We start from the raw sequence: 19,059 nt of genomic DNA on the forward strand, positions 1-19,059 counted from the left end.
CGAGCTGGGGCCGCCTCTTGACAGGCGCACGCCACGGAGGAGCGTGCGGGGGAAATGAAAAGGCTCCGGGAGCTGGTGTACCCGCGAAGCCCTGTGAATAACTGGCTCGACGACATCTCGAGGGACCTGGACACTGCCGAGCCCGAGGAGCTGAGTGAGCTCTACTCGTCACTGACCTACCACCACGTGAAGCAGAGCGGTCGTTGCCCGTAGCGTTCAGGGGCGGCGGACGTAGTACTCGGTGAACTCACTGCAGCGTCCTTCGCCGTCGAAGCGCATGATGAAGCAGTTCTCGTAGGTGCGGACGATGGGTCCGTCAGGCACTTCGCGGTACCGCGAAATGCCGGTGGCCACCACGGTGTCATCGTCGACCGCGACCGGAGAGTACTTGGCCTCGTAGGTGCCGGGCGCGTCGCGGGTGGAGGCGCCGCCCGACGAGCTCTGTCCGAGCCAGGACGCGACGACCGCGTCCCGACCGGCGATCGGCTCGTCATACGGGTGGTAGCGGTACGCGACGTTCTCGCCGAACAGCCTTGAAATGTCGCTCGGATCGTAGGACATCCACGCCTCGACGTACTGGTCGAGCCAGTCCTGAGCGGTCTGCTTGTCCATTGGCCAACCTTAGTCCGCTCATCTCGCCGTGCGATCATCGACGGATGGATGTCTCGTCGATCGACGATTTGGCTGCCGAGCGGCTTGCCAAGGCAGCGTCGGCCGAGAGTGGGCGCAGCTCGGTCACGATCTACAGCAGGCCTGGTGCCCGTCTCCGGCAGACGCTCACGGCGCTTGCCGCAGGTCGGGTGATGGGCGAGCACAAGAGTCCCGGGGATGCCTCGCTGCTCTGCCTACGTGGCCGTGTCCGGGTCCGTGCGGGTGACGCGGAGGTCGAGCTCGGTCCAGGTGATCTGGTCGCGGTGCCGCCGCAGCGCCACGACGTCGAAGCCTTGGAATCGTCCGTCGTACTGCTCTCGGTCGCTCTGCACTGATCCTCTCGCGCTGAGCCCAGAGTGCGGATCGTGCGATTGCTGACGGCAACTGATTCCCTGTGCGAGCGGGCCGCCGGCCGCAAACACAACAGGCGGCACGAACCGCGCCGCCTGCCAGAACTGAACCATCTGTTTCAGTGTCCGAGGAGGAACACGCACCTTAACCACACGCCTAGAGCTCAACGTCTGAGGTGGGGGAGTGGCCAACTCGAACCCCGAACCCGTTGATTTCCAGCTGTGGTTGATCACCGTGTGTCGATGATGAGCGAAAGCCCCTACTGGCAGGGGATTCAGGGGTGGTCTCGTGCACATCGGTTCTCATCGCTGACCATCCTCTTGCGCTGATTGAGGTGCGTAAGGGGGTGCGCACACCCCTGTGGCGGTCTGCGAGGTCAGCAACCTGAGGCCACCGCGTGCGGTTGCTCACGGTCACCAGTAGGCCCTGGCGGCGTGAAGTGCTCGCATCTGTTAACCCTCGCCGCTCGATGGAGCTCCTTCGGCGTCACCCTGCACTCAGCGGCCACCGTGGTGTGCGTTGGGCACCGCGTCCGGCGTTGCCCAGCCCTGTGAGACCCGGCGTCAGAATGCCGACTTCGCTGCTACGGGCGTCCCAGACTTCGTAGTCGGTCTTCTCGGAGGTCGCCGGCCAGCCTGTAGAGCTGGTTGGCGAGCCGCATGTGCTTGCGGTCGATGAATGAGTACAGCGAGAAACCCTCCCGAATCGACAAGACGATCCCGCTCTTCTGAAAACGGTGATGGAGACGAACTGTGATCGGCAGCAATAGCAGGCTCAATCCGAAGAGGAGGATCACGCCGGCAAACCCGAAGCTGCTCCCCATGATCGCGAACACAAGTGAGACAGAGCATGTCGTGACGTAGAGCAGGACCTTCGACGGCTGGAAGACAGCTGCCGCGTTGATGAACTGGAGCAGGCCGTCCTGGTACTGAACGCCCCCGGCAACGGAGATGCGTAGCGTCGCGACCCGCTGGCGCGTGACAGCAGCAAAACTGTGTGTCCCTATGCCCCAGAATCCCAGCACGCCGAGGTAATGGCACTCGAGAACTTCTTCACCTTTCGGCAGGAACTGCCTGAACATCGTCGCGATGGCTTCGCGGTCGCCACTCCGGGCTCGGGCCAAGAGACTCTCCCGAGCTGCCGCCGATATGTCGCCGGACGGGGCCGATCCGGGCGACGACGACTGGCGCGGCGCGTCGGTAGTCATCCGATCCGCCGACGGACCGGGCGATGCATCGCTCGGTGCGGCCGGCCAGGCATCCGGTGGTACCTGCGGAGAAGTGTGATCGGCGCCGGGTACCACCGGCGGCTCGATCGGAGGCCCTGTCGGGGGAGGGAATCGCGGGTTGAGACGCTCGGTCATGATGCTCCTTCCTGAACGGCACTAGCGCGTCTTGTCAGTCCACTCCAGGCCGTCCCAGTAGCGGAGTTGTGTTTGCTCGGAGGGATCCTCGTACCAACCGGCCGAGGGCCGCACGGGTTCGAACGCAGAAGACCTGGCCGACTCGACGGGATCTGGTGGTAGGGCTTCGGCTGGCAAGAAGGCCACCCTTCCTGGTTCTGCCATTCGTCTGGCCAGCATCGGGCTCATGGCAATTGCGGTGCCGAGGAGAGCGATCGCAGAACCTGCGATGCCGATGGTCCAGGCCGTGCCCAACCCTTCGAACTGGACCCAAGTGATCACGAAGAACCCGAGGAGGAAGCTGGCGATCAGTGCCGCCCAGAACAGGAGCAGCTCGGTGGCGACGACCAGGCTGACGAACAGCAGGACGATCGCGGTTGTCGCCCCGCCGACGACGAAGTAGCGCCCGTGGTTGACGGCGAGCCAGAAACTCCCGCCGCCCTCCACCATGGGCTGAGTCAGCGATACTCCGACCACGACCGCACCGACCAGGGCGACCGCGCGCCCGATCATGCCTGTAACGGACGTTCTGACCATCATCGGTCCTCGAACATTCCACGGACGAATCCGGCGCGGCGCCGTGACGGCCGGTTGAAGTCGTCCAGTTCGACCTCGACAAACTCCGGACTCTTGGGTGACTCCTCCACTGGCGGCGCCGGCGCCCCGACAAGCCCGGCAGCAACCCGGGCGAGCCCTGCGAGCCGCTGCTTTACCGGTCCCGGGAACGCATCGACCCACTGCACCGACGAAACGAAGTAGGCAAGGTCGGGCGACGGTTGAATGTCATCGATCCGGACGCCGATGACTACCTTCCGTCCGCGCGCAGCCAACTCGACTTCACGGAGGACTTCGACCGACGCGTTCGCCGGCTCCGACAGGACGACGACGATCGCCCGACTCTGCTGGATTGCCTTGACGATCGCGCCGCTCCACGATTGCCCTGGCACTATGTCCCGGGGAGCGATCCAGCACGCGAGGCCGAGATCTTCCAAAGATGAACAAATCTCGCGCGCGATCCTGGCGTCGACCGACGAGTGCGAAACGAAGATGTCGTGAGTCAAAGGGACCACCGCGATCACACAATAAGAGTCAGGGTTGTGAAGAGTCATCTCGGGGATGATCACACTCATCAGAGTCCGCCCGAGCCGCCCGTGATACAAGCCATCCGGTCTGCTCGCATCTCCTGACGCGAGACGCCGACCAATCGATTGCTGCAATTAAGCATTTGCTTGTTGCCGCCATCCCGCTCGCCGTTTCAGTCCTGATCTGGACCAGCCGAATCGATCGCCGTACCGTCATAAGTGGGGGGCAGATTCATATGGGACGGTTTTCCAACGTGTCGGCCGCGCGGCTTGCCGGCCGCTCCGATCGAGTTGATCTTCTTCATGGCTACTGTGCTCGGCGACCGCAATCGACATGCCGTCGCAGCACCGCACTGATCTACCGGCGCACGTGACCATGTCCAATTCGACGTCTTCAGCCTGCAGCGAATGCGGCGCCCGCCGCGGGCCGCGGCAGACGTTCTGCGCCAATTGTGGGGCAAGGTTCCCGGACGCTGAAGAGATGCTGCTGCGCGACGACGCTCTCAGCGTTCCGTTCGCAGACCGCGCCGACCGATACGTCGCGCTCAGCATCGCCTTCGCCGTCATCATGATCGCCGGAATCGTTGGTACGGCTGCCGTGTTCCACCACCGAATGCTCGAGGATCCGGGCAACGTCCCCGTCGCTGCCTCTTCGACACCTGCCGAGGACCCACCGGTGACCGAGTCCACGATGCCGACATCCTCCGAGCCCCCGCCACCGACAATCTCGGAAGAACCCACACCGACGAACTCCGATGAACCCACGCAGACGGATTCGGTGGAGCCGACGCAAACCACGACGCCGTACTCGGGCAACGAGACTGTCGCGGTAGCACCGGAGGCGGCGGATCACCCCGCGGCTCGAGCGGTCGTTGCCCTGCTCACCGACTACTTCGTCTCCATCAACCAGCGCAACTACACCAAGTTTCGTTCGATCCATACGCAGAGCGAACGGGCGAAGATGAGTCGGGACGAGTTCCTCACCGGATATCGCTCGACGTACGACTCGCAGGTGCAGTTGCTCGCACTCGAAACCGCCGAGGACGGCCGGCTGCTGGCAAGTGTGTACTTCGTCAGCACCCAAGACGCCGAGGACGGCCGCAACGACCAGACCTGCACCCAGTGGAATGTCGGGAGGTTCCTGGAAGAGGAGAGTTCCCACCTCCGTATCGGAAAGACCCTCCCCGGCCAAACCAAATACTCCGCATGCTGACCCCACACCGGCTGCGGTCGGCGAACGGTGCGAGAATCAGCAAACCGATGGTCGAGCGAGTCACCTTCGTGCCTCGCCGGTTCCGGGTCGGCGGGCAACCTCGATGTAGGCACCCGGCACCTTGCGTAGCGCCGCGGCGTACTTGGTCCCGAGGTCAAGTGCAGACGACGCCGATACACCCCGATGATTCGCACTCGCCTGCAAACTGGTGCCTTCGGAGCAGCCGGGGCGGCCTCCCGTGCGAAGCGGAATCAACCGTCCGGCCTGACTTCGGTCACTCGCTCGCGTTTGGCTGGGCGCAGGGTGCTGACCTGCGGTGATCGTTGGCCGAGCGGTTGATTTGAGGCACTAATTGGTTTTTTCCGCTCGGCCTAGTGTGTCCGGGGAACTGGCGGTCTGGGACGAACGTGTCACAGCGCAGCGGCGGATGATCGCTGGTCATGTAGGCCATATGGGGCGGCCTGTCGCAGCGCCCACGGGCTCGCTCGTCGCACGGACGCGAAAAGATGGATCAACCGTGGTTGTAGACATATCGAGCGGGTTGTCGCTCGGCACCATAGAGGGCAAGGTCGGAACTCGGGTCGGATTCTCTGCAGACGGCTCCGCTGTCTGGCGGTATCTGAGGCAGTGGACACAGACCCCGCCTCGGCGGTGTACCGCGACATCTCTGATGAGTCGATGATCCGCGCGGCGTGCCGCGCAGCAGGACGCAGCCTCACCACAGACGAATGCCGACGCTGATAGGAGGGAGGCCCTCCACCGGATGACCTCACATGTCACTGAGTTCTGTCTTCGCTGCGGGTCTAAGCCAAGAAGCAGCGGAGACAATTGCCGCGTCGAATCACTCGATGATCCGGACCCGAATGGCCTCGTCTGCTCATCAAGGGAGGTGTTGTCACGTTGTGCCGTCTCCCGAGGAAGCAGGCGATTTTCTCTCAACGTGCTGCGTGAACGCTGGATGCCCAACCCACGATGACGGAGCGGCTGCTCGCCGAATGGACTGAGCGGCGGGAGGTGTGCATGAGCGATGAGGAATCAGGAGCAGATCGCTGTGCTGTGAACCAGGCGCCGTATCTGGGACTGTACGCACTCCAACATGGGCGCCGGTTGTCGATGCGGGGTATGGCAGCCTGCGTGGTCTTCGGATTGAATGTAAGTAGCTCCAATCGGGCTCAGGAGTATGATCGGGGGAGGGGATCGTCTTGGCCCACGTCACATTTATCCATGGAATCGCCAACAAGCCACCGAGAGACGCCTTGCTCGAGCAGTGGCGGGTCGCGCTGCTCGACAATGAAGGCGTTGACCTCGATGAAATGGATGTCACGTCTTCGATGGTCTATTGGGCTGACCTCCTCTATGCCAGACCCCTGCCAGAAGCTGTCGCGCAGAGCCGTGAGTCACTTGAACTCGATGGCCGCATCGATGCCGGCGATGCCGACATGACTTGGCTCCTTGATCTGAAGCCCGACGAGGCGGCCTTCGTCGCGGCGGTGGGCGCGCAGGTTGGGATGGTGAAGGTCGCCGCCACCACGGGCGAGGCCGCAGACGTGATCGACGAGAACTCGCCACTAGAGGCCATTCCGCTGCCTGAGTTCGTGAAGCGTCGACTCATGCGCGTGTTCCTTCGCGACGTGCATCATTACTTGTATGACGTGACGTTCAGCCCGCGCCCCCACGAGTCGTACCCGGTTCGCAGCACGATCAGGACTCGCACGATCGAAGTCCTCGCTGAGGGTGCGGCCAAACCTGGCCCTCATGTTCTGGTGACCCATAGCTTGGGAACAGTGATCGCCTACGACGTTCTGACCGGCATCGCTGAAACTCCCATGATCGACGCCCTGATCACACTCGGAAGTCCGCTTGGGCTATCCGAGGTGCAGGCAAAACTTGCGCCGGCCTGGACAAGCTACGACGGCTGGCCTTCGCAGCGACTTGGCGTGGGTTCGTGGACCAACATCGCCGACCGACTCGACCCGGTGTGCGGATTCGACGCCGCCATTGCCCCGGATTTCCGCCGTTGCGGCGTCCCACAGGTCGTCGATGTGGCGGTTACGAACGAGGGAAGGTGGCGTCACAACATCGTGAAGTACTTCCGTCAGTACGCAGTTCGTAGGGCGCTCCGCGAGGCGCTCAGAGGAGGTGAGGCGCGATGAGGGATACCGGTGCGTCGTGGCCTGATCGGCTGCGTGCGGCAACTGCTGTCTTTGATTGGAACGAGCTCGCTGACATCGCCGATCAGTATGTGCGGCACCTGAGGTCTACCGAGGACCTGGTACCGCAAGCAGAAGCGAGTCAGATGCTCGGACTTCTGCGCGGAGTCCGTCGATATGTGGAACTCCACGCGATCGCGGATGCGCTTCTGGGGCACGGGTTGAATGACGCGGTCGTCAAGCGCCAGTTCGCGCAGGCTCTGGTCGACCGGGACAGCCCCGCCGCTGCGCTACTGATCTACCGGGGCATCCTCGATGACCCTGCGACGCCCGAGGCCGAGCGACCTGAGGCGATCGGTGGCATCGGGCGATGTTTCAAGCAGCTTTACCTTCTGGACCAGGTGAGAGCCCGACAGCGTCGCCATCTGCCCGCGGCCTTAGCCGCGTACCATGGGGCGTACGACGCGGATCATCGCAACTATTGGCATGGAATCAACATCGCCGCGCTGCTGGCCCGAGCAGACCGGGACGGGGTCGAGGTTGCGGGTGTGGCCGATGCGGGGGCGGAGTCGCGCAGGGTCGCCCAGGAGGTGCTCGACCTCGTTCTGCACGAGAATCCTTCCGGCGTGTGGGAGTTGGCCACCGCTTGCGAAGCGGCGGTCGCTCTCGGCGACCACGACTTGGCGATCGCCCGGGCCACGATGCTGGTGTCGCGGCCCGAAGTGGACACGTTCACCATCGCGTCGTTGCTGCGCCAACTGATCGAGCTGTGGAAGCTCGATGCCGACGATCTCCCAGGGCAGATCCTGGTGCCCTTGCTGCGCTCGGCTGTGCTCGGTCGCGAAGGCGGCACGGTGATTGTCCCTGCGCGCGACACCCGTGCGGAGCGATCCGTCAGCGTTGCGGGCTACGAGAGCACCGAGGGTAGAAACCTCGAGGCAGTGCTCGGCCGGGAGCGCTTCAAGGGCATGCAGTGGTGGCTGACAGGGCTCGAACGATGTCGGGCCGTCGCCCGGATCGAGAGTATGTACGCAGATGCCATCGGCACCGGATTCCTGGTGAGCGGCAAACAATTGAGCCCCGATCTTCCCGACGTCGTCTTGGTAACCAACGGTCACGTCGTGCCTGAGGATCTCCCATACGGTCAGGCGTTCGCCGTATTCCACGGACTCGTCGGTGATAGGGAATCGGCCCGGCGGAAGTTCGAGGTTGTCCGATGGTGGTGGTACCAGTCGTCCAGGGCGCCGAATCTCGACATCGCCATCCTCGAGCTAGAGGCCTATCCGAGCAACGTCACTCCACTGCCCGTGGCTGTCGAAATGCCGTACCTAAAGGCCAAGACGAAGCCTCGCGCCTATTTGATCGGACATCCTTCCGGGTGGGATACGCCACAGTTCTCATTGCAAGACAACCTTCTGATCGACTACGACGACACCATGGTCCATTACCGATCGCCGACTGAGCCCGGGAGCTCAGGCAGTCCCGTCTTCGACAGCACGTGGAGCCTGATCGCTGTTCACCACGCCGGCGGGCTCGAGACGCCGAGACTTCATGGCGACGGGGGGACCTATCCTGCGAACGAAGGGATTTCGATGGCGGCCATCAAGGCGAGGCTTACTGCAGATCCGCCTCAAGGTCGGGATGTTGCCAGGCAGGCGTAGCGCCTGACAGCGCCTCGGCGAGGACCGCCGAGAACACGCTAGGGCTGTTGAGAGAAACGATCTGCACGAGCGGCGAGGCCGCGATCCGCTGGGCGCGCTCGTCGACCGACGGGTCGCTCGCCGCCGATGCGATGGCATCGGCAGTGCGGCCCGATCCAGCCAGCACGATCAGCGGGCGTCCTACTGCCAGGCTCTGCTGTACGTCTGAGTAGGCGATCTCGCCTCCGTTGACGAGTAGCGTCGCCGAGCGGTGTCCGACCGATAGTGCCGATGCAACCTGGGACAGCCAGGGGGACTCGTCGCCCCAGACTTTGCCGGGGACGAGCACGATGTGGGTGTGATTCGGGTCAACTTCCGCTTGGGCCGTTTCAGCATCGCCTGGCGATGGCACAGTGCCAGCAGCCGCAACGCCGACGAGTTGGAAGTGCGCTCCGGTGTCTGACCGGGCGGCTCCGATCGCTCGCATTATGCCCGAGTCTGTGCCCCCATCGACGACAGTTGCGCCGGCCTGCGTTAGCACAGGTATCAGGCAGTCCCGAATCAGTACGGACACAGCCACCTCGTGGTGGGCCTCGAGTCCACCGGCCCCGCCCACGAGTACCAGAACCGGCCCGCGAGACAACCCTGAGCCTTCGAGGATGCGCGGCAGATCGTCGGTGGCCGACGCCCGAATCCTGCGCGGACCAATCGCTGTCATTGCACGCTCAACGGTACTTTAGTATGGCCGACGAATACCATGTCTCGCACGTTATCCGGAGCAAGGGCTAGTGCATAGAGGCTCGACACGTTCATGCGCCTTGCAGGAGCCATATGACCGCCGATCCGGCGGTTCGCCGCAGCACAGTGCCGAGATCCGCTCCCTCTGACGGTTAAGAGCCAGCCAACACGTCTGGGCGCAACCAAGTTGGAGGGCGGTGGAGGTGCCCATCGTTGACGAGGGCGGGTCTGCGTGAGAACACGAGCTACTCGGCCTGGGAGCCGTCGGCAACGATCACCAACTCCTCGCCATCTGCGCGGACCCACACTTCGGTACCGACCAATCTTGGTGGGACCGAGTAGCGCACCGACCCGAACCGGATGGTCTGGTAGGTGTTCAGTCGCCGAGCGCGGTGGTGAACGGTGCCACCGGCAAGAGATGCAGCCGCTGCTGCTCGGCGACCATCGCCTCGGACGGGGCTTGCGCGTCTCACGACGGACCCGCTCGTTCACAGTGGTGCAGAACTCCTCGCATGCCGCGACCAGTCTGGTGAACGAGTCGTATCCGGGCACCAGGTTCGCCTCGGTCGGCACTAGGTCGGCCATCGCGATCCGCACCGTCGCCTCCGACCCGCCCTTGGATTCAGAGTCGAACGGCACACGTCTGGACCTGGATGCCGTAGTGCCGGCCAGGGCGACGCGCTCATCCCGGATGAACCCCACCGCCTGCAGGCGTTCATGAACCACGTCGGCGCGGACCTTGCCCCGCGAGCGGTCCACCCATTCTTCGATCTTGCTCAGATCCGGGCGGATGATCCGCGGCGGCCGGACTGGTCACCGGCGGACCCTCGTCACGAGCGGCGACATATCGGCGCACCGTCTTCGGATCCACGTTCGCGATGCCCGCCGCCGAGTGCGCACAACCAGTCGCGTCGGACGCTTCCAGAATCTCCATGATCTCCCTGTCAGACTTCTTCACAGTCCCTCCGGTGAACCGACTCTTGCGTGGTCAGAGACCTCGAGCCTCGACCCGCAGGGACGCTCTACTTCGGACCGACACGAACGGCCCACTGTCCGCAGCAAGGGAGATCAGTTGTCCACAGCAAGGGAGATGTCGTGTCCGCCTACAAGGAGATTGGCAGGTTCGCTGTCGCTTGTCAGGACCGACGGTTCCTGGCGAGTGGGCAGCGATCTTCCAGTCGCGCGTCATTCCTCTCCTGGCCATCGGAGAATGGACGTCGCTGCCTGGACGGAGCAACGTTGTCATTGAGCTTGAGCGTCGGGACCTCGACCTGCTCGATCGGATCGATGAAGTTCCTGCTCTTGAAGCTCTGCACCGACAACGGGTCTTGGACCTCGCGCGGACCGGCGGTTGGGTCATTGAGGAACTCTCCAGCTATGTCGTGCCGACTTGAAGCGATCGCATGAGTCAATAGAAGCTCGCAAGAGCTTCATCGCCTTAGAAACACCCAGAATCTCTTGCAGGCAAGGCATTTCTCTACATCCGCGACACGTGTCGACCCCTGCGATCACATCGATACTGCAACCCCAGGCTTGGTGGATTCGAACGGCGCGTTGACAAAGCCCCGCACCGCGAGGAGGGTTGAATGAAAGGGCTTGTCTGTAGCTTGCCTCGCCCGGACCCCCGCCGCTCCCTCGAGCGCAAGCCATTCAATTCCGCCTGGACGGATGGGGGACCTATGCGGCGGATTTTGCTCGTGTTCGCGGCGCTTGTCCTCGCCGTTCTTGGCGCAGGGTGCGACCAGCAGTCCGCACCCGACCAGAGCGAGATTAAGCAAGCGTTCATTCGGCAGCTCATCGGATTCTGTGCCGAGGTGGACCGGCAGTTGGACCAGATCGACCAGAAGACGCATCCCGGCATATACGCCAACTGGTTCGCGCGATTCGTCAGCCAGGCCCGCAGCCAACCCGCGCCGGACGTCGATCGCGCGCAGTTCGATATCCTGGTGACCGAGATGGACGGCAGCGCCCGACATTTCCGCGCGGCTCAGACGGCACTGGCGGCCGGCGACCAGTCTGCTTACCAGGAGGCGTTGACCCAGGCGCAGCGACAGTTCGGCAGCGCCGACGCGGCCGCGCAGAAGTACGGTATGCCGCCACTCTCGACCTGTCCCCAACACGAGTCGACGACGCCACCTGCGCCCAGCCCGTCGACCCCTGCTCCGGCTGGGGCGTGGCAGCCGCGGCATGCGTCTTTGACGGCGGTTCAGCAGGTGAGTGCGGCGGTGATGGACGGGCAGATCTGGGTAGCGGGTGGGTTGACCACGTCGACCAAGGGGACCGCGGCGACACAGATCTACGATCCGACAAAGGACGCCTGGCGGCCGGGTCCGTCGCTGCCGGAGGGTGTGGACCACGCGATGCTGGTGACGTATCGGAACCGGGTGGTGCTGATCGGCGGGTTCCGCTCGCGCGGCGGCGTATCGGTCGCGTCTCCTCAGGTGCTGATCTTCGACGACAGCATCGGTCACTGGGTGCCGGGCCCGTCGCTGCACCATCCACGCGCCGCCGCTGCCGCGGCGGTGGTCGGCGACAAGATCGTCGTCGTGGGCGGGCGGACTGGCTCCAAGCAGTTGGTGGGTCAGACCGAGGTCTACGACGGCGCTGCCTGGCGCGACGGTGCCAGCATCCCAGTGCCCGGTGACCACCTTGCTGCCGCGTCCGACCGGTCCTACCTGTACGCCGTGGGCGGCCGCAAGTTCGACTCCCGCAATAACACCAGTGCGGTGCAGCGCTACGAGCCGGCTACCGACCGATGGACCCAGCTGGCGGCCCTGCCCAAACCCCTCAGCGGGGCCGGTGCCGCGATCATCAATGGACAGCTGCTCGTCGCCGGTGGCGAAAACGCTACCCCCACCGTCGTCTCCACCGTCCAGGCCTACGACCTGATCGCCCCCACCGCCACCTGGATCACCCTGCCGTCCCTCACCCTGGCCCGCCACGGCCTCGCCGTCACCGCCATCGGCAACACCCTCTACGCCATCGACGGCTCCACACACTCCGGACACACCGCATCCACCCCCACCGTAGATGCGCTGAACTTCTCATAGGCGGGGCGGCCTTTTCCCTCCTCGCGGCTCCGGACCACGCTTGGTGGACCGGGCAGGGCGACCTTTGGAGACTGTTATGGGCAACGAACACCGAGAGCTTGCCGTCGAGGTGAAGACCCCGCCCGATATCGACTCGAAGGGCCCACCCGGAGCTAACTCAGCGGCTTCGCGCGGAGATGCCCGACCTCGAAGCCGACGCGGTGGGCCCATGAGGTGTCCAGCCTCGGGCGACAGCCCGCCCTAAGCGAAGATGTGAGGAACGCGGAGATGTCCGAAGACGCCGCGCAGCGGGTGGTCATCTTTTTGAGTTACCGTCGCGGGGACACACAATGGGCTGCACGGGGAATCTATGACAGGTTGGTCAACAGATACGGCCGCAAGAACGTGTTCCGCGACCTCGATGCAATTCCACCGGGAGCCAGATTCCGTGACTACGTCGAAAGCAAGATATCGGAGTCGGACGTGCTCATCCTTCTCATTGGAAAGGCTTGGGCCTCGTACGCGGACGAGACGGGCCAACGCCGCCTGGAGCAGGCTAGAGACCCCGTGCGGCTTGAAGTAGAAACAGCATTGCGTCTCGGATTACCTATCATTCCTGTCAGGGTAGAGGGCGCACTTATGCCGACAGAGGGAGACCTTGTACCCTCGATCATCGACCTCCTGGAGTTCAACGCCGCCGAAGTTACAGACTCAAGGTGGGACTACGACGTCGACAGGTTGCTGTGGGCAATAGATGAGACGGTCGAAGGCAGGCTTAGGCCATCGGCGCCGAACTCTACGGGTGACCGGGACGCCGAGGAGAAGGCTGGCCGCGAGGCGGAGGAGAAGGCTCGCCGGGACGCCGAGGCCCGGCGCAACGCGGAAGAGAAGGCTCGCCGCGAGGCGGAAGAGAAGGCTCGCCGCGAGGCGGAAGAGAAGGTCCGCCGCGAGGCGGAAGTGAAGGCTGGCCGCGAGGCGGAGGAGAAGGTCCGCCGGGACGCCGAGGCCCGGGCCCGGCGCAACGCGGAAGAGAAGGCTCGCCGCGAGGCGGAAGAGAAGGCTCGCCGCGACACCGGGGCCTGGGCCGGCCGTGACGCCGAAGAAGCGGAGCAGCAGGCGCGTACCGATCCGCAAGCGGCCGAGGAACGAGCGCTCGCGGCTGCATCGTCTTCCCCGGAGGTCGTTGAGTGGGACGAGCCCCCGTCCTCGGGGACGGCGCGCATCCTGTCGCGCCGATGGGCGAAAATCCTCGCGGCGGCTCTGGCCGTCGGAGGCCTGGTGGTTCTGATCTCCTACCTCAGATCGGCGATGTCGGTCGAGGCGACGATCATGAGCCACGTCCCGGACGACTTGCGCGCGAGCTGCACGGCCACCGACAAGCGCGCGACCTGCCACATGAAAGACGGTACCGTGGTCTTCTACGTGCTATTTGACACGGTCACGGAAGCCAAAGAGTTCGTCAGAAACGAACAGCAGATTCAGCCAGACAGCCAACCCTGCCCGCCGCACGCCCCACCGCCCGTCAATACCTCCGTCGTCTGCCAGTACGCGGTCGGACCGGATAAGGGCCTAGCTATGTTTAGCTACACTGCGAAAGGTACCCATGACTATTACTTATCCCGCTGGGTTTCCGACGCGGAGCCGCTACTGCTGGGCGAGATGTCGACCGAAAACGCAAACCCGCTGGACTGGACGACCTTCGAATCCAACTGGACCTGGCTTGTCAAGGCGAGGTAAGACGAGGGGTAGCCCGGATCTTCGCGACCTTGGTCTGCTGCATGATCGTCGGGTTCTGGACCCGCGTGATCGGAAGCCAATTGTGTCCGACCAGCGACAGGCGTTCCGAAAGGTGCAGTGACTCGGGCTGATCGCGAAGCAGGGCGAGCATCTGCGCCTGGCCAACAACGGGGCGGCGGCGCAGCGATTCGGTCGATCACTCGTCGGCAGAGCTCGGGCCGCCACGCCAGGTCATCGTCGACAGCGGCTCCGCGGCCCTCGAACCACTCCGCGCGAAGCGCCTGGCAGCTGCACGTACGCGCGCTGGACGGATGTCGCCGTACGACGACGTCATCGTGACGGCAGGCACCCACAAGCTCGCGAGACTCGCGGCCAAGGATGCAGTCACCAGCCGGCTACGCATGCCCTTCACGCGCTACCAGGACACAGGCGGTCCCTCCGAGGTCATGGAGGAGGTCCGGGAAGACGGCGTACTCCGGCACGCCATCGGCGAACTCCTGACCTGCCCCTTCTGCCTCTCGCTGTGCATCGCGACGGGTTCAGCGTCGCCTGCACCTTCGCTCCGCGTCTCACCCGCCTGGTGGCCTCCACCCTCACTGCCGTGGCGGGCGCCGACTTCCCGCAACTTCTTTAGTCCAGTCTGCAGCAGGTCACAGAGAAGCAGTCGTAGCGCGGGGCTCTGACAAGAGTGGAGACAACTGAGCCTGCTGAGCGGTCCGTGAAGGCTGCCGAGCTTGCCGAGGCGATCGCTGACCGTCTGTGGGGGAGTGGGCGTCGGGTTGGGGTTGCGCGGTCGCTCACGAGCGGATATCTCGCCTCTCGTCTCGGCGCCGCGCGGCAGCCAATGAGTGGTTTGCGGGTGACATCGTGGCCTCTGCCGCGCAGGTAAAGTTCGAGGTTGGCGGGCCAGTGGTCACCGAGCGGTGCGCCAGCCAGGCGCATCGACGATCCTTAAGTGCGTGGACAGCCCGCGCCTGACCCGTGCTGAGAGTCAGGTCCGAGTCGATCGACCAGGATCCGCGATCCTCGGAAATCCGCGACACGGGTATGCGGTCTACGGGCGCTGGCAGAAGGTCGAGGAGTTGCTGGATCCGGACGATGTTGCTGCGGGGCACGTCGTGCGGTCGCGCGAGCCGGCGCACCAGGCGCTTGTTTCGGTGGACACGTTTACGGCGACTCAACTGGTGAAGCGAAAGCGTCGTGCGCGTGTGGCTGTCGTGGATGGTCGTCGATGGAACAGTCGCCGCGGAGGAACACCGCATCTACATATTGCGTAGCAGGCTCAGGTGCGGCATCTGCGCGCGGAAGATGGAGGGCGCGACGCGACGGCGGGTGGTCACGTACTACCGGTGTAACGCGCGCACGCTCGTGCCCGGCTCTGTTACGGCCTCGGCTCATCTGCCGCAGATCTACGTTCGCGAGGATCTGATCACGCCAGCGATCAACCGGTGGATCGGACAGGTATTTGGTCCACTGCATCGTGAGGACACGATCACCGCACTACTCTCCGCCGACGACTCGGTAGAGACGCGACTAGCGCGTGCGTGAGTTGCAAGCTCGGATCGCGCTGGCCGAGGAGGCGATGGCGGGGCTGCGGCGGGCGCTTGATGCCGGATGGGATCCGGTTGAGCTGCGAGCGGTGTGACAACCTGGCTGTCGGCGAGAAGCGCGCTGTGCAGTCGGCTTTGACGGCGGTGCCGGGTGAGGAAATTGTCAGTCGTACGGAACTTTGTGACAATCATCAGCGACCTCGGCGATATGGCTCAGGCGCAGGATGAAGCGCCGCCGGAGGAGCTCGCTGAGTTGCACGCCCCAGCGCACTTGCCGCTGACGTATCATCACATCGAACAGATTGTTGATGTGGAGATCGACCCGTTGGCCGATCGTGTCGCTAAGTACCGTGTCCGAGGAGGGACACGCACCTTAACCACACGCCTGGAGCTCAACGTCTGAGGCGGGGGAGTGGCCACCTCGAACCCCGAACCCGCTGATTTACGGCCGAGAGTGATTGATGGTTGCCGGTAGCACGCGATGTTGCCGGTGACGTGCGGTCCCGCTCGGCGGCGGGAATGCTGTCGCCGGAGGCGACATCTTCCTTGCTTGGGGGACTACCGGTGGAATAGGAAGACATCGAGTACGCCTCCGGGGTGGTCCTTCGCGCCCGGGCCATCGTCAACACCGCGCGAACTGCTTCGAAGTCGCCGAATGCGACGGACGGAGACGACCGGTCGCTCACCGACCTCCTCCACAAGGTCTTCACGATCGTGCAGGTCCCTGACTGATCTCGTGGCCGTCCGGCTCGCGCCTGTCTGCGAGGTGGGCGTGGAGGGTGTTGACGAGTTGTACGCGGGACTGGATGCCGAGTTTGGCGAAGACGGCGCGGAGGTGGGTGCCGACGGTGTTGATGGAGATGCCGAGGGTCGAGGCGGCCGATTTGTTTGTGTGGCCGGCGGCGATGAGTTTCGCGACGCGTTGCTCGGCGTCGGTGAGGGCTTCCCAGCCGGTGGCCGGGCGTGCGGTCGCCTGGTCCCACTTGGTACGGCGGGCACCGGCGCGGCGCATCGTAGCCTCGACACCATTGCGGCTGTCCAGCGAGCCCATCGCGTGGTAGATGTCCCAGGCCCGGTCCAGCTCGACCATCCCGGTGTCGCGATCGCCCGCGGCGAGCAGCGCTCGTCCGTAGCTTGCGGCGCCGACCGCCAGGAGCGCTGGTCGCGGGCTCGATGCGAGCACCTCGACCGACCGGGCCACGAGGGCGAGGTCGTCCTCGGCGCGGCCGCGAAGGTTCAGAGCGAGTCCTTCGAAGCTGATGACCCCAGGGTTGCGCTCGGCGCCGAGCTCGGCGAGGTCGACCGCCTGCCCGGCGAACTTCGGCTCGCCGGCGGCGGTCCCGATCTCGTAGAACACCGCCGTCCAACCGGGCCACCACGGCCAGAACGTGCGTGATTCGGCCGCGGTGTCGAGCAGTGGGCGGAGGATCGCGGTCGCCCGATCCAGATCGCCTCGGGTCGCGGCCAGCCAGCCTCGCATCAGCGGTACGGCGGGCTCGCGGATGTTCTCGTCCGCGTCGGTGAGCCGCGCCGCCGCCTCGACCTGGCGGCCCGCGGCCTCGTAGTCGCCGCGGGCCAGCAGGATCGCGGCGTGGATCATCATCGCCTCGAGCGCGTGCACGCTGGTGCCGAGCTGCCGGCCCAGCTCGATCAGGCCGAGTGCGCCCGCGTCGGCGTCGTCGAGCCGGCCCAGATTGAAGTCCTGCCACACCTGCGCGTATGCCAGTGCGGGCAACGCGCCCTCGACGGACGACTCACTGTCCCGGCGGGACTGGTCCAGCAGGGTCTGCGCGTGCTCGTACCGGTCGAGGAGCTGCAGCGCGATGATCTCTTCGGCCAGGTACGACGTTCCGAGCAGCGGCCGCAGGTCGCGGAAGTACCCCAGACTCGCCCGATGCCGGCCCTCGTTCTTGGCCGCCTCACCGGAGGCTTGCAGCGCGAGTGTGATCGCCTCCTGGTCGCCCACCGCCTGAGCTGTTGCCAAGGCCGTCCGGGCGCCGTCGGCCGCCTGCGCTCCGGGGATCATCCGGGTCTGCGCGAGCGCCCGGGCCGCGGCGAGCCGCGCTGCGATCGCCGGAGCGAGCCCAGGCAACCGCAGGACGCGATCGCAGCGCTCAGTGAGCTCGGCGACCTGGCCGCCCAGCCACAGGGCACGGGCGGTCACGGTCTCGACCTGCCCGATCACCTCGGTTTCGTCGGCGCGGGCGAGCAGTTGATCGGCGACCGTCAGTGTCTCCGCGACGTGCTGTGTGCGGGCCAGGACCGCCAGGCAGCGTTGGCCGATCTCGAACCACCGGTCGTGACTGGGCCGCAGGGTCCTGAACGCGAGCATCGCGAGCTCGCTGGCATCGTCGGGGCTGATCGAGGTCAGCTGCTCCGCGGCGGCAGTCAGAATGACGGCGCTTCCGAGATCGCCTGGGATCGTCGCGGCCTTGACGTGCGATGCCGCGAGCAACTCTTGGCCGGCGACTCGCAGTAGATGATCTGCGATGCGGAGATGAAGCTCGCGGGCGGTGCGTCCGGCGATCGCGGCGTACACCGTCTCGCGAATGAGGTCGTGCCGGAACGACAGTGTTCCTGACGTCTCGACGACCAGGCCGCTGAGGATTGCGTCGCCGACGAGCTCCGCTGTGAGCTCGGGCTGGAGTAGGACGAGGTCGTCGATCGGCAGTGTTCGCCCGGCGACTGCGAGCAGTTCGACGGCCCGCCGTACCGTCGGATCGAGCTCGGACAGGCGGCGATGGATCGCGGCGGTGAACTCGGCCGGAACCGCGTCCTCCCGGCCCGCCGTCCGCGCGATCCCGTCGATGATCTGTACCGCGAGGAACGGGTTGCCGTCGGATGGCGCCAGGAGTTGCTGGGTGTGCCGGCTCGGTACGCCACCCAAGCGGTCGTGCGCCATCGCGGCGAGGTCCGGAGCGGTCAGCGGCGTGAGCAGCAGGTGCTGGAACCGGACGTGATCCACGCTCTCCAGCTCGGACTTGAGCCGCCGGTCACGGCTGGTGAGCACCCACAGGACCGGCAGGCCGATCAGCCGCGGGATGAGCGAGCGCAGCAGGAACAGGCTGACCCGGTCGGCCCAGTGCAGGTCGTCGATCGCGATCACCAGCGGCCCGCCCGCGGCCGCCTTCTCCAGGTACGTCGCGATCCGGTCGGCCAGGACCAGCGGCTCGATCTGCCCCAGGTGCTCGTAGTCGTCGGCCGAGATCAGTGGATCCCGGCCCGAGCGCAGTACGGCGATCACCGGCGCGCCGGGCGAGACCTGTTCGATCTCGTCGCACTTGGTCCGGGCGACGCGGAAGCGCTGGACGGCAGCCTGGCGGCAGATCTCGGTGAGAACCGCCGTCTTGCCGATCCCGGGCGCGCCGGTGACGAGTACGACGCCGGACGCGCCGACCGCACGGACCCGGCGGACCGCACTGAGCGCCAGGCCCAGCTGCTCACTGCGTCCGCGCAGCGGCCGGCTCTCGACCATCGTCGTCTCCGCTCATCTCCAGCCCCATCGAAGCAGACCCG

At 65.1% G+C, this 19,059-nt stretch carries 16 protein-coding genes; 10 read left to right on the plus strand and 6 right to left on the minus strand.

Going from position 1 to position 19,059, the window contains the following annotated elements; translation table 11 throughout:
* The first annotated feature begins 54 nt into the window (after positions 1-54).
* Complete coding sequence (locus AB0I34_RS36315) at positions 55-213, plus strand: hypothetical protein (protein WP_360454345.1); 159 nt, start codon at positions 55-57, stop codon at positions 211-213.
* A gap of 3 nt (positions 214-216) precedes the next feature.
* Here the strand turns inward: AB0I34_RS36315 and AB0I34_RS36320 are convergent, their stop codons facing one another.
* Positions 217-612, minus strand: coding sequence for a nuclear transport factor 2 family protein (locus tag AB0I34_RS36320; protein WP_360454348.1), 396 nt, complete (start codon positions 610-612; stop codon positions 217-219).
* A 44-nt stretch (positions 613-656) separates the two neighbouring features.
* Here AB0I34_RS36320 and AB0I34_RS36325 point away from each other — a divergent pair, with 44 nt between their 5' ends.
* Positions 657-986: a cupin domain-containing protein gene (locus tag AB0I34_RS36325; protein ID WP_360454351.1), complete on the plus strand. Its 330-nt coding sequence runs from the start codon at positions 657-659 to the stop codon at positions 984-986.
* A gap of 599 nt (positions 987-1,585) precedes the next feature.
* Here AB0I34_RS36325 and AB0I34_RS36330 read toward each other — a convergent pair.
* The 3 genes from AB0I34_RS36330 to AB0I34_RS36340 all read right to left on the minus strand — a co-directional run bounded on the left by AB0I34_RS36330 (position 1,586) and on the right by AB0I34_RS36340 (position 3,534).
* Positions 1,586-2,365: a hypothetical protein gene (locus tag AB0I34_RS36330; RefSeq protein WP_360454354.1), complete on the minus strand. Its 780-nt coding sequence runs from the start codon at positions 2,363-2,365 to the stop codon at positions 1,586-1,588.
* A gap of 21 nt (positions 2,366-2,386) precedes the next feature.
* Complete coding sequence (locus AB0I34_RS36335; RefSeq protein ID WP_360454357.1) at positions 2,387-2,854, minus strand: DUF2510 domain-containing protein; 468 nt, start codon at positions 2,852-2,854, stop codon at positions 2,387-2,389.
* An 86-nt stretch (positions 2,855-2,940) separates the two neighbouring features.
* Positions 2,941-3,534, minus strand: coding sequence for a toll/interleukin-1 receptor domain-containing protein (locus AB0I34_RS36340; RefSeq protein WP_360454360.1), 594 nt, complete (start codon positions 3,532-3,534; stop codon positions 2,941-2,943).
* A gap of 433 nt (positions 3,535-3,967) precedes the next feature.
* Between AB0I34_RS36340 and AB0I34_RS36345 the strand changes: the two genes are divergently transcribed.
* From AB0I34_RS36345 to AB0I34_RS36355, 3 genes are all read left to right on the plus strand, one after another.
* Positions 3,968-4,699, plus strand: coding sequence for a hypothetical protein (locus AB0I34_RS36345; protein WP_360454362.1), 732 nt, complete (start codon positions 3,968-3,970; stop codon positions 4,697-4,699).
* A gap of 1,202 nt (positions 4,700-5,901) precedes the next feature.
* Positions 5,902-6,852, plus strand: coding sequence for a hypothetical protein (locus tag AB0I34_RS36350; protein WP_360454365.1), 951 nt, complete (start codon positions 5,902-5,904; stop codon positions 6,850-6,852).
* Positions 6,849-8,510 (plus strand): serine protease, encoded by a 1,662-nt coding sequence (locus AB0I34_RS36355; RefSeq protein ID WP_360454368.1) that lies wholly within the window; start codon positions 6,849-6,851, stop codon positions 8,508-8,510. Before AB0I34_RS36350 ends, AB0I34_RS36355 begins: the two co-directional genes overlap by 4 nt.
* On the opposite strand, the gene AB0I34_RS36360 is transcribed toward AB0I34_RS36355, so the two are convergent.
* The gene (locus AB0I34_RS36360) at positions 8,464-9,207 is read right to left on the minus strand and encodes a hypothetical protein (protein ID WP_360454371.1); all 744 of its coding nucleotides are present in this window, start codon (positions 9,205-9,207) and stop codon (positions 8,464-8,466) included. The two genes, AB0I34_RS36355 and AB0I34_RS36360, sit on opposite strands and share 47 nt — an antisense overlap.
* A gap of 1,717 nt (positions 9,208-10,924) precedes the next feature.
* Between AB0I34_RS36360 and AB0I34_RS36365 the strand changes: the two genes are divergently transcribed.
* The 5 genes from AB0I34_RS36365 (at position 10,925) to AB0I34_RS36385 (ending at position 15,946) form a co-directional block, all read left to right on the plus strand.
* Positions 10,925-12,277, plus strand: coding sequence for a kelch repeat-containing protein (locus AB0I34_RS36365; protein ID WP_360454443.1), 1,353 nt, complete (start codon positions 10,925-10,927; stop codon positions 12,275-12,277).
* Between the two features lie 267 nt (positions 12,278-12,544).
* Entirely contained in the window at positions 12,545-13,993 is a 1,449-nt protein-coding gene (locus AB0I34_RS36370) for a toll/interleukin-1 receptor domain-containing protein (RefSeq protein ID WP_360454374.1), read from the plus strand.
* A gap of 311 nt (positions 13,994-14,304) precedes the next feature.
* Positions 14,305-14,676 carry a DUF1360 domain-containing protein gene (locus AB0I34_RS36375; protein ID WP_360454377.1) on the plus strand — a complete coding sequence of 124 codons (372 nt, stop codon included), beginning with the start codon at positions 14,305-14,307 and terminating at the stop codon, positions 14,674-14,676.
* A gap of 538 nt (positions 14,677-15,214) precedes the next feature.
* A complete protein-coding gene (locus AB0I34_RS36380) occupies positions 15,215-15,541 on the plus strand; it encodes a zinc ribbon domain-containing protein (RefSeq protein ID WP_360454446.1) in 327 nt (108 codons plus the stop codon).
* A 183-nt stretch (positions 15,542-15,724) separates the two neighbouring features.
* On the plus strand, positions 15,725-15,946 hold the full coding sequence (locus tag AB0I34_RS36385) for a hypothetical protein (RefSeq protein WP_360454380.1): 222 nt from the start codon (positions 15,725-15,727) through the stop codon (positions 15,944-15,946).
* 303 nt (positions 15,947-16,249) lie between these two features.
* Here AB0I34_RS36385 and AB0I34_RS36390 read toward each other — a convergent pair whose 3' ends face one another.
* Complete coding sequence (locus AB0I34_RS36390; protein WP_360454383.1) at positions 16,250-19,018, minus strand: AAA family ATPase; 2,769 nt, start codon at positions 19,016-19,018, stop codon at positions 16,250-16,252.
* Between the last annotated feature and the right edge of the window lie 41 nt (positions 19,019-19,059).

The sequence above is a fragment of the Kribbella sp. NPDC050281 genome, from assembly GCF_040655855.1.
In the GTDB taxonomy this organism is placed as follows: domain Bacteria; phylum Actinomycetota; class Actinomycetes; order Propionibacteriales; family Kribbellaceae; genus Kribbella.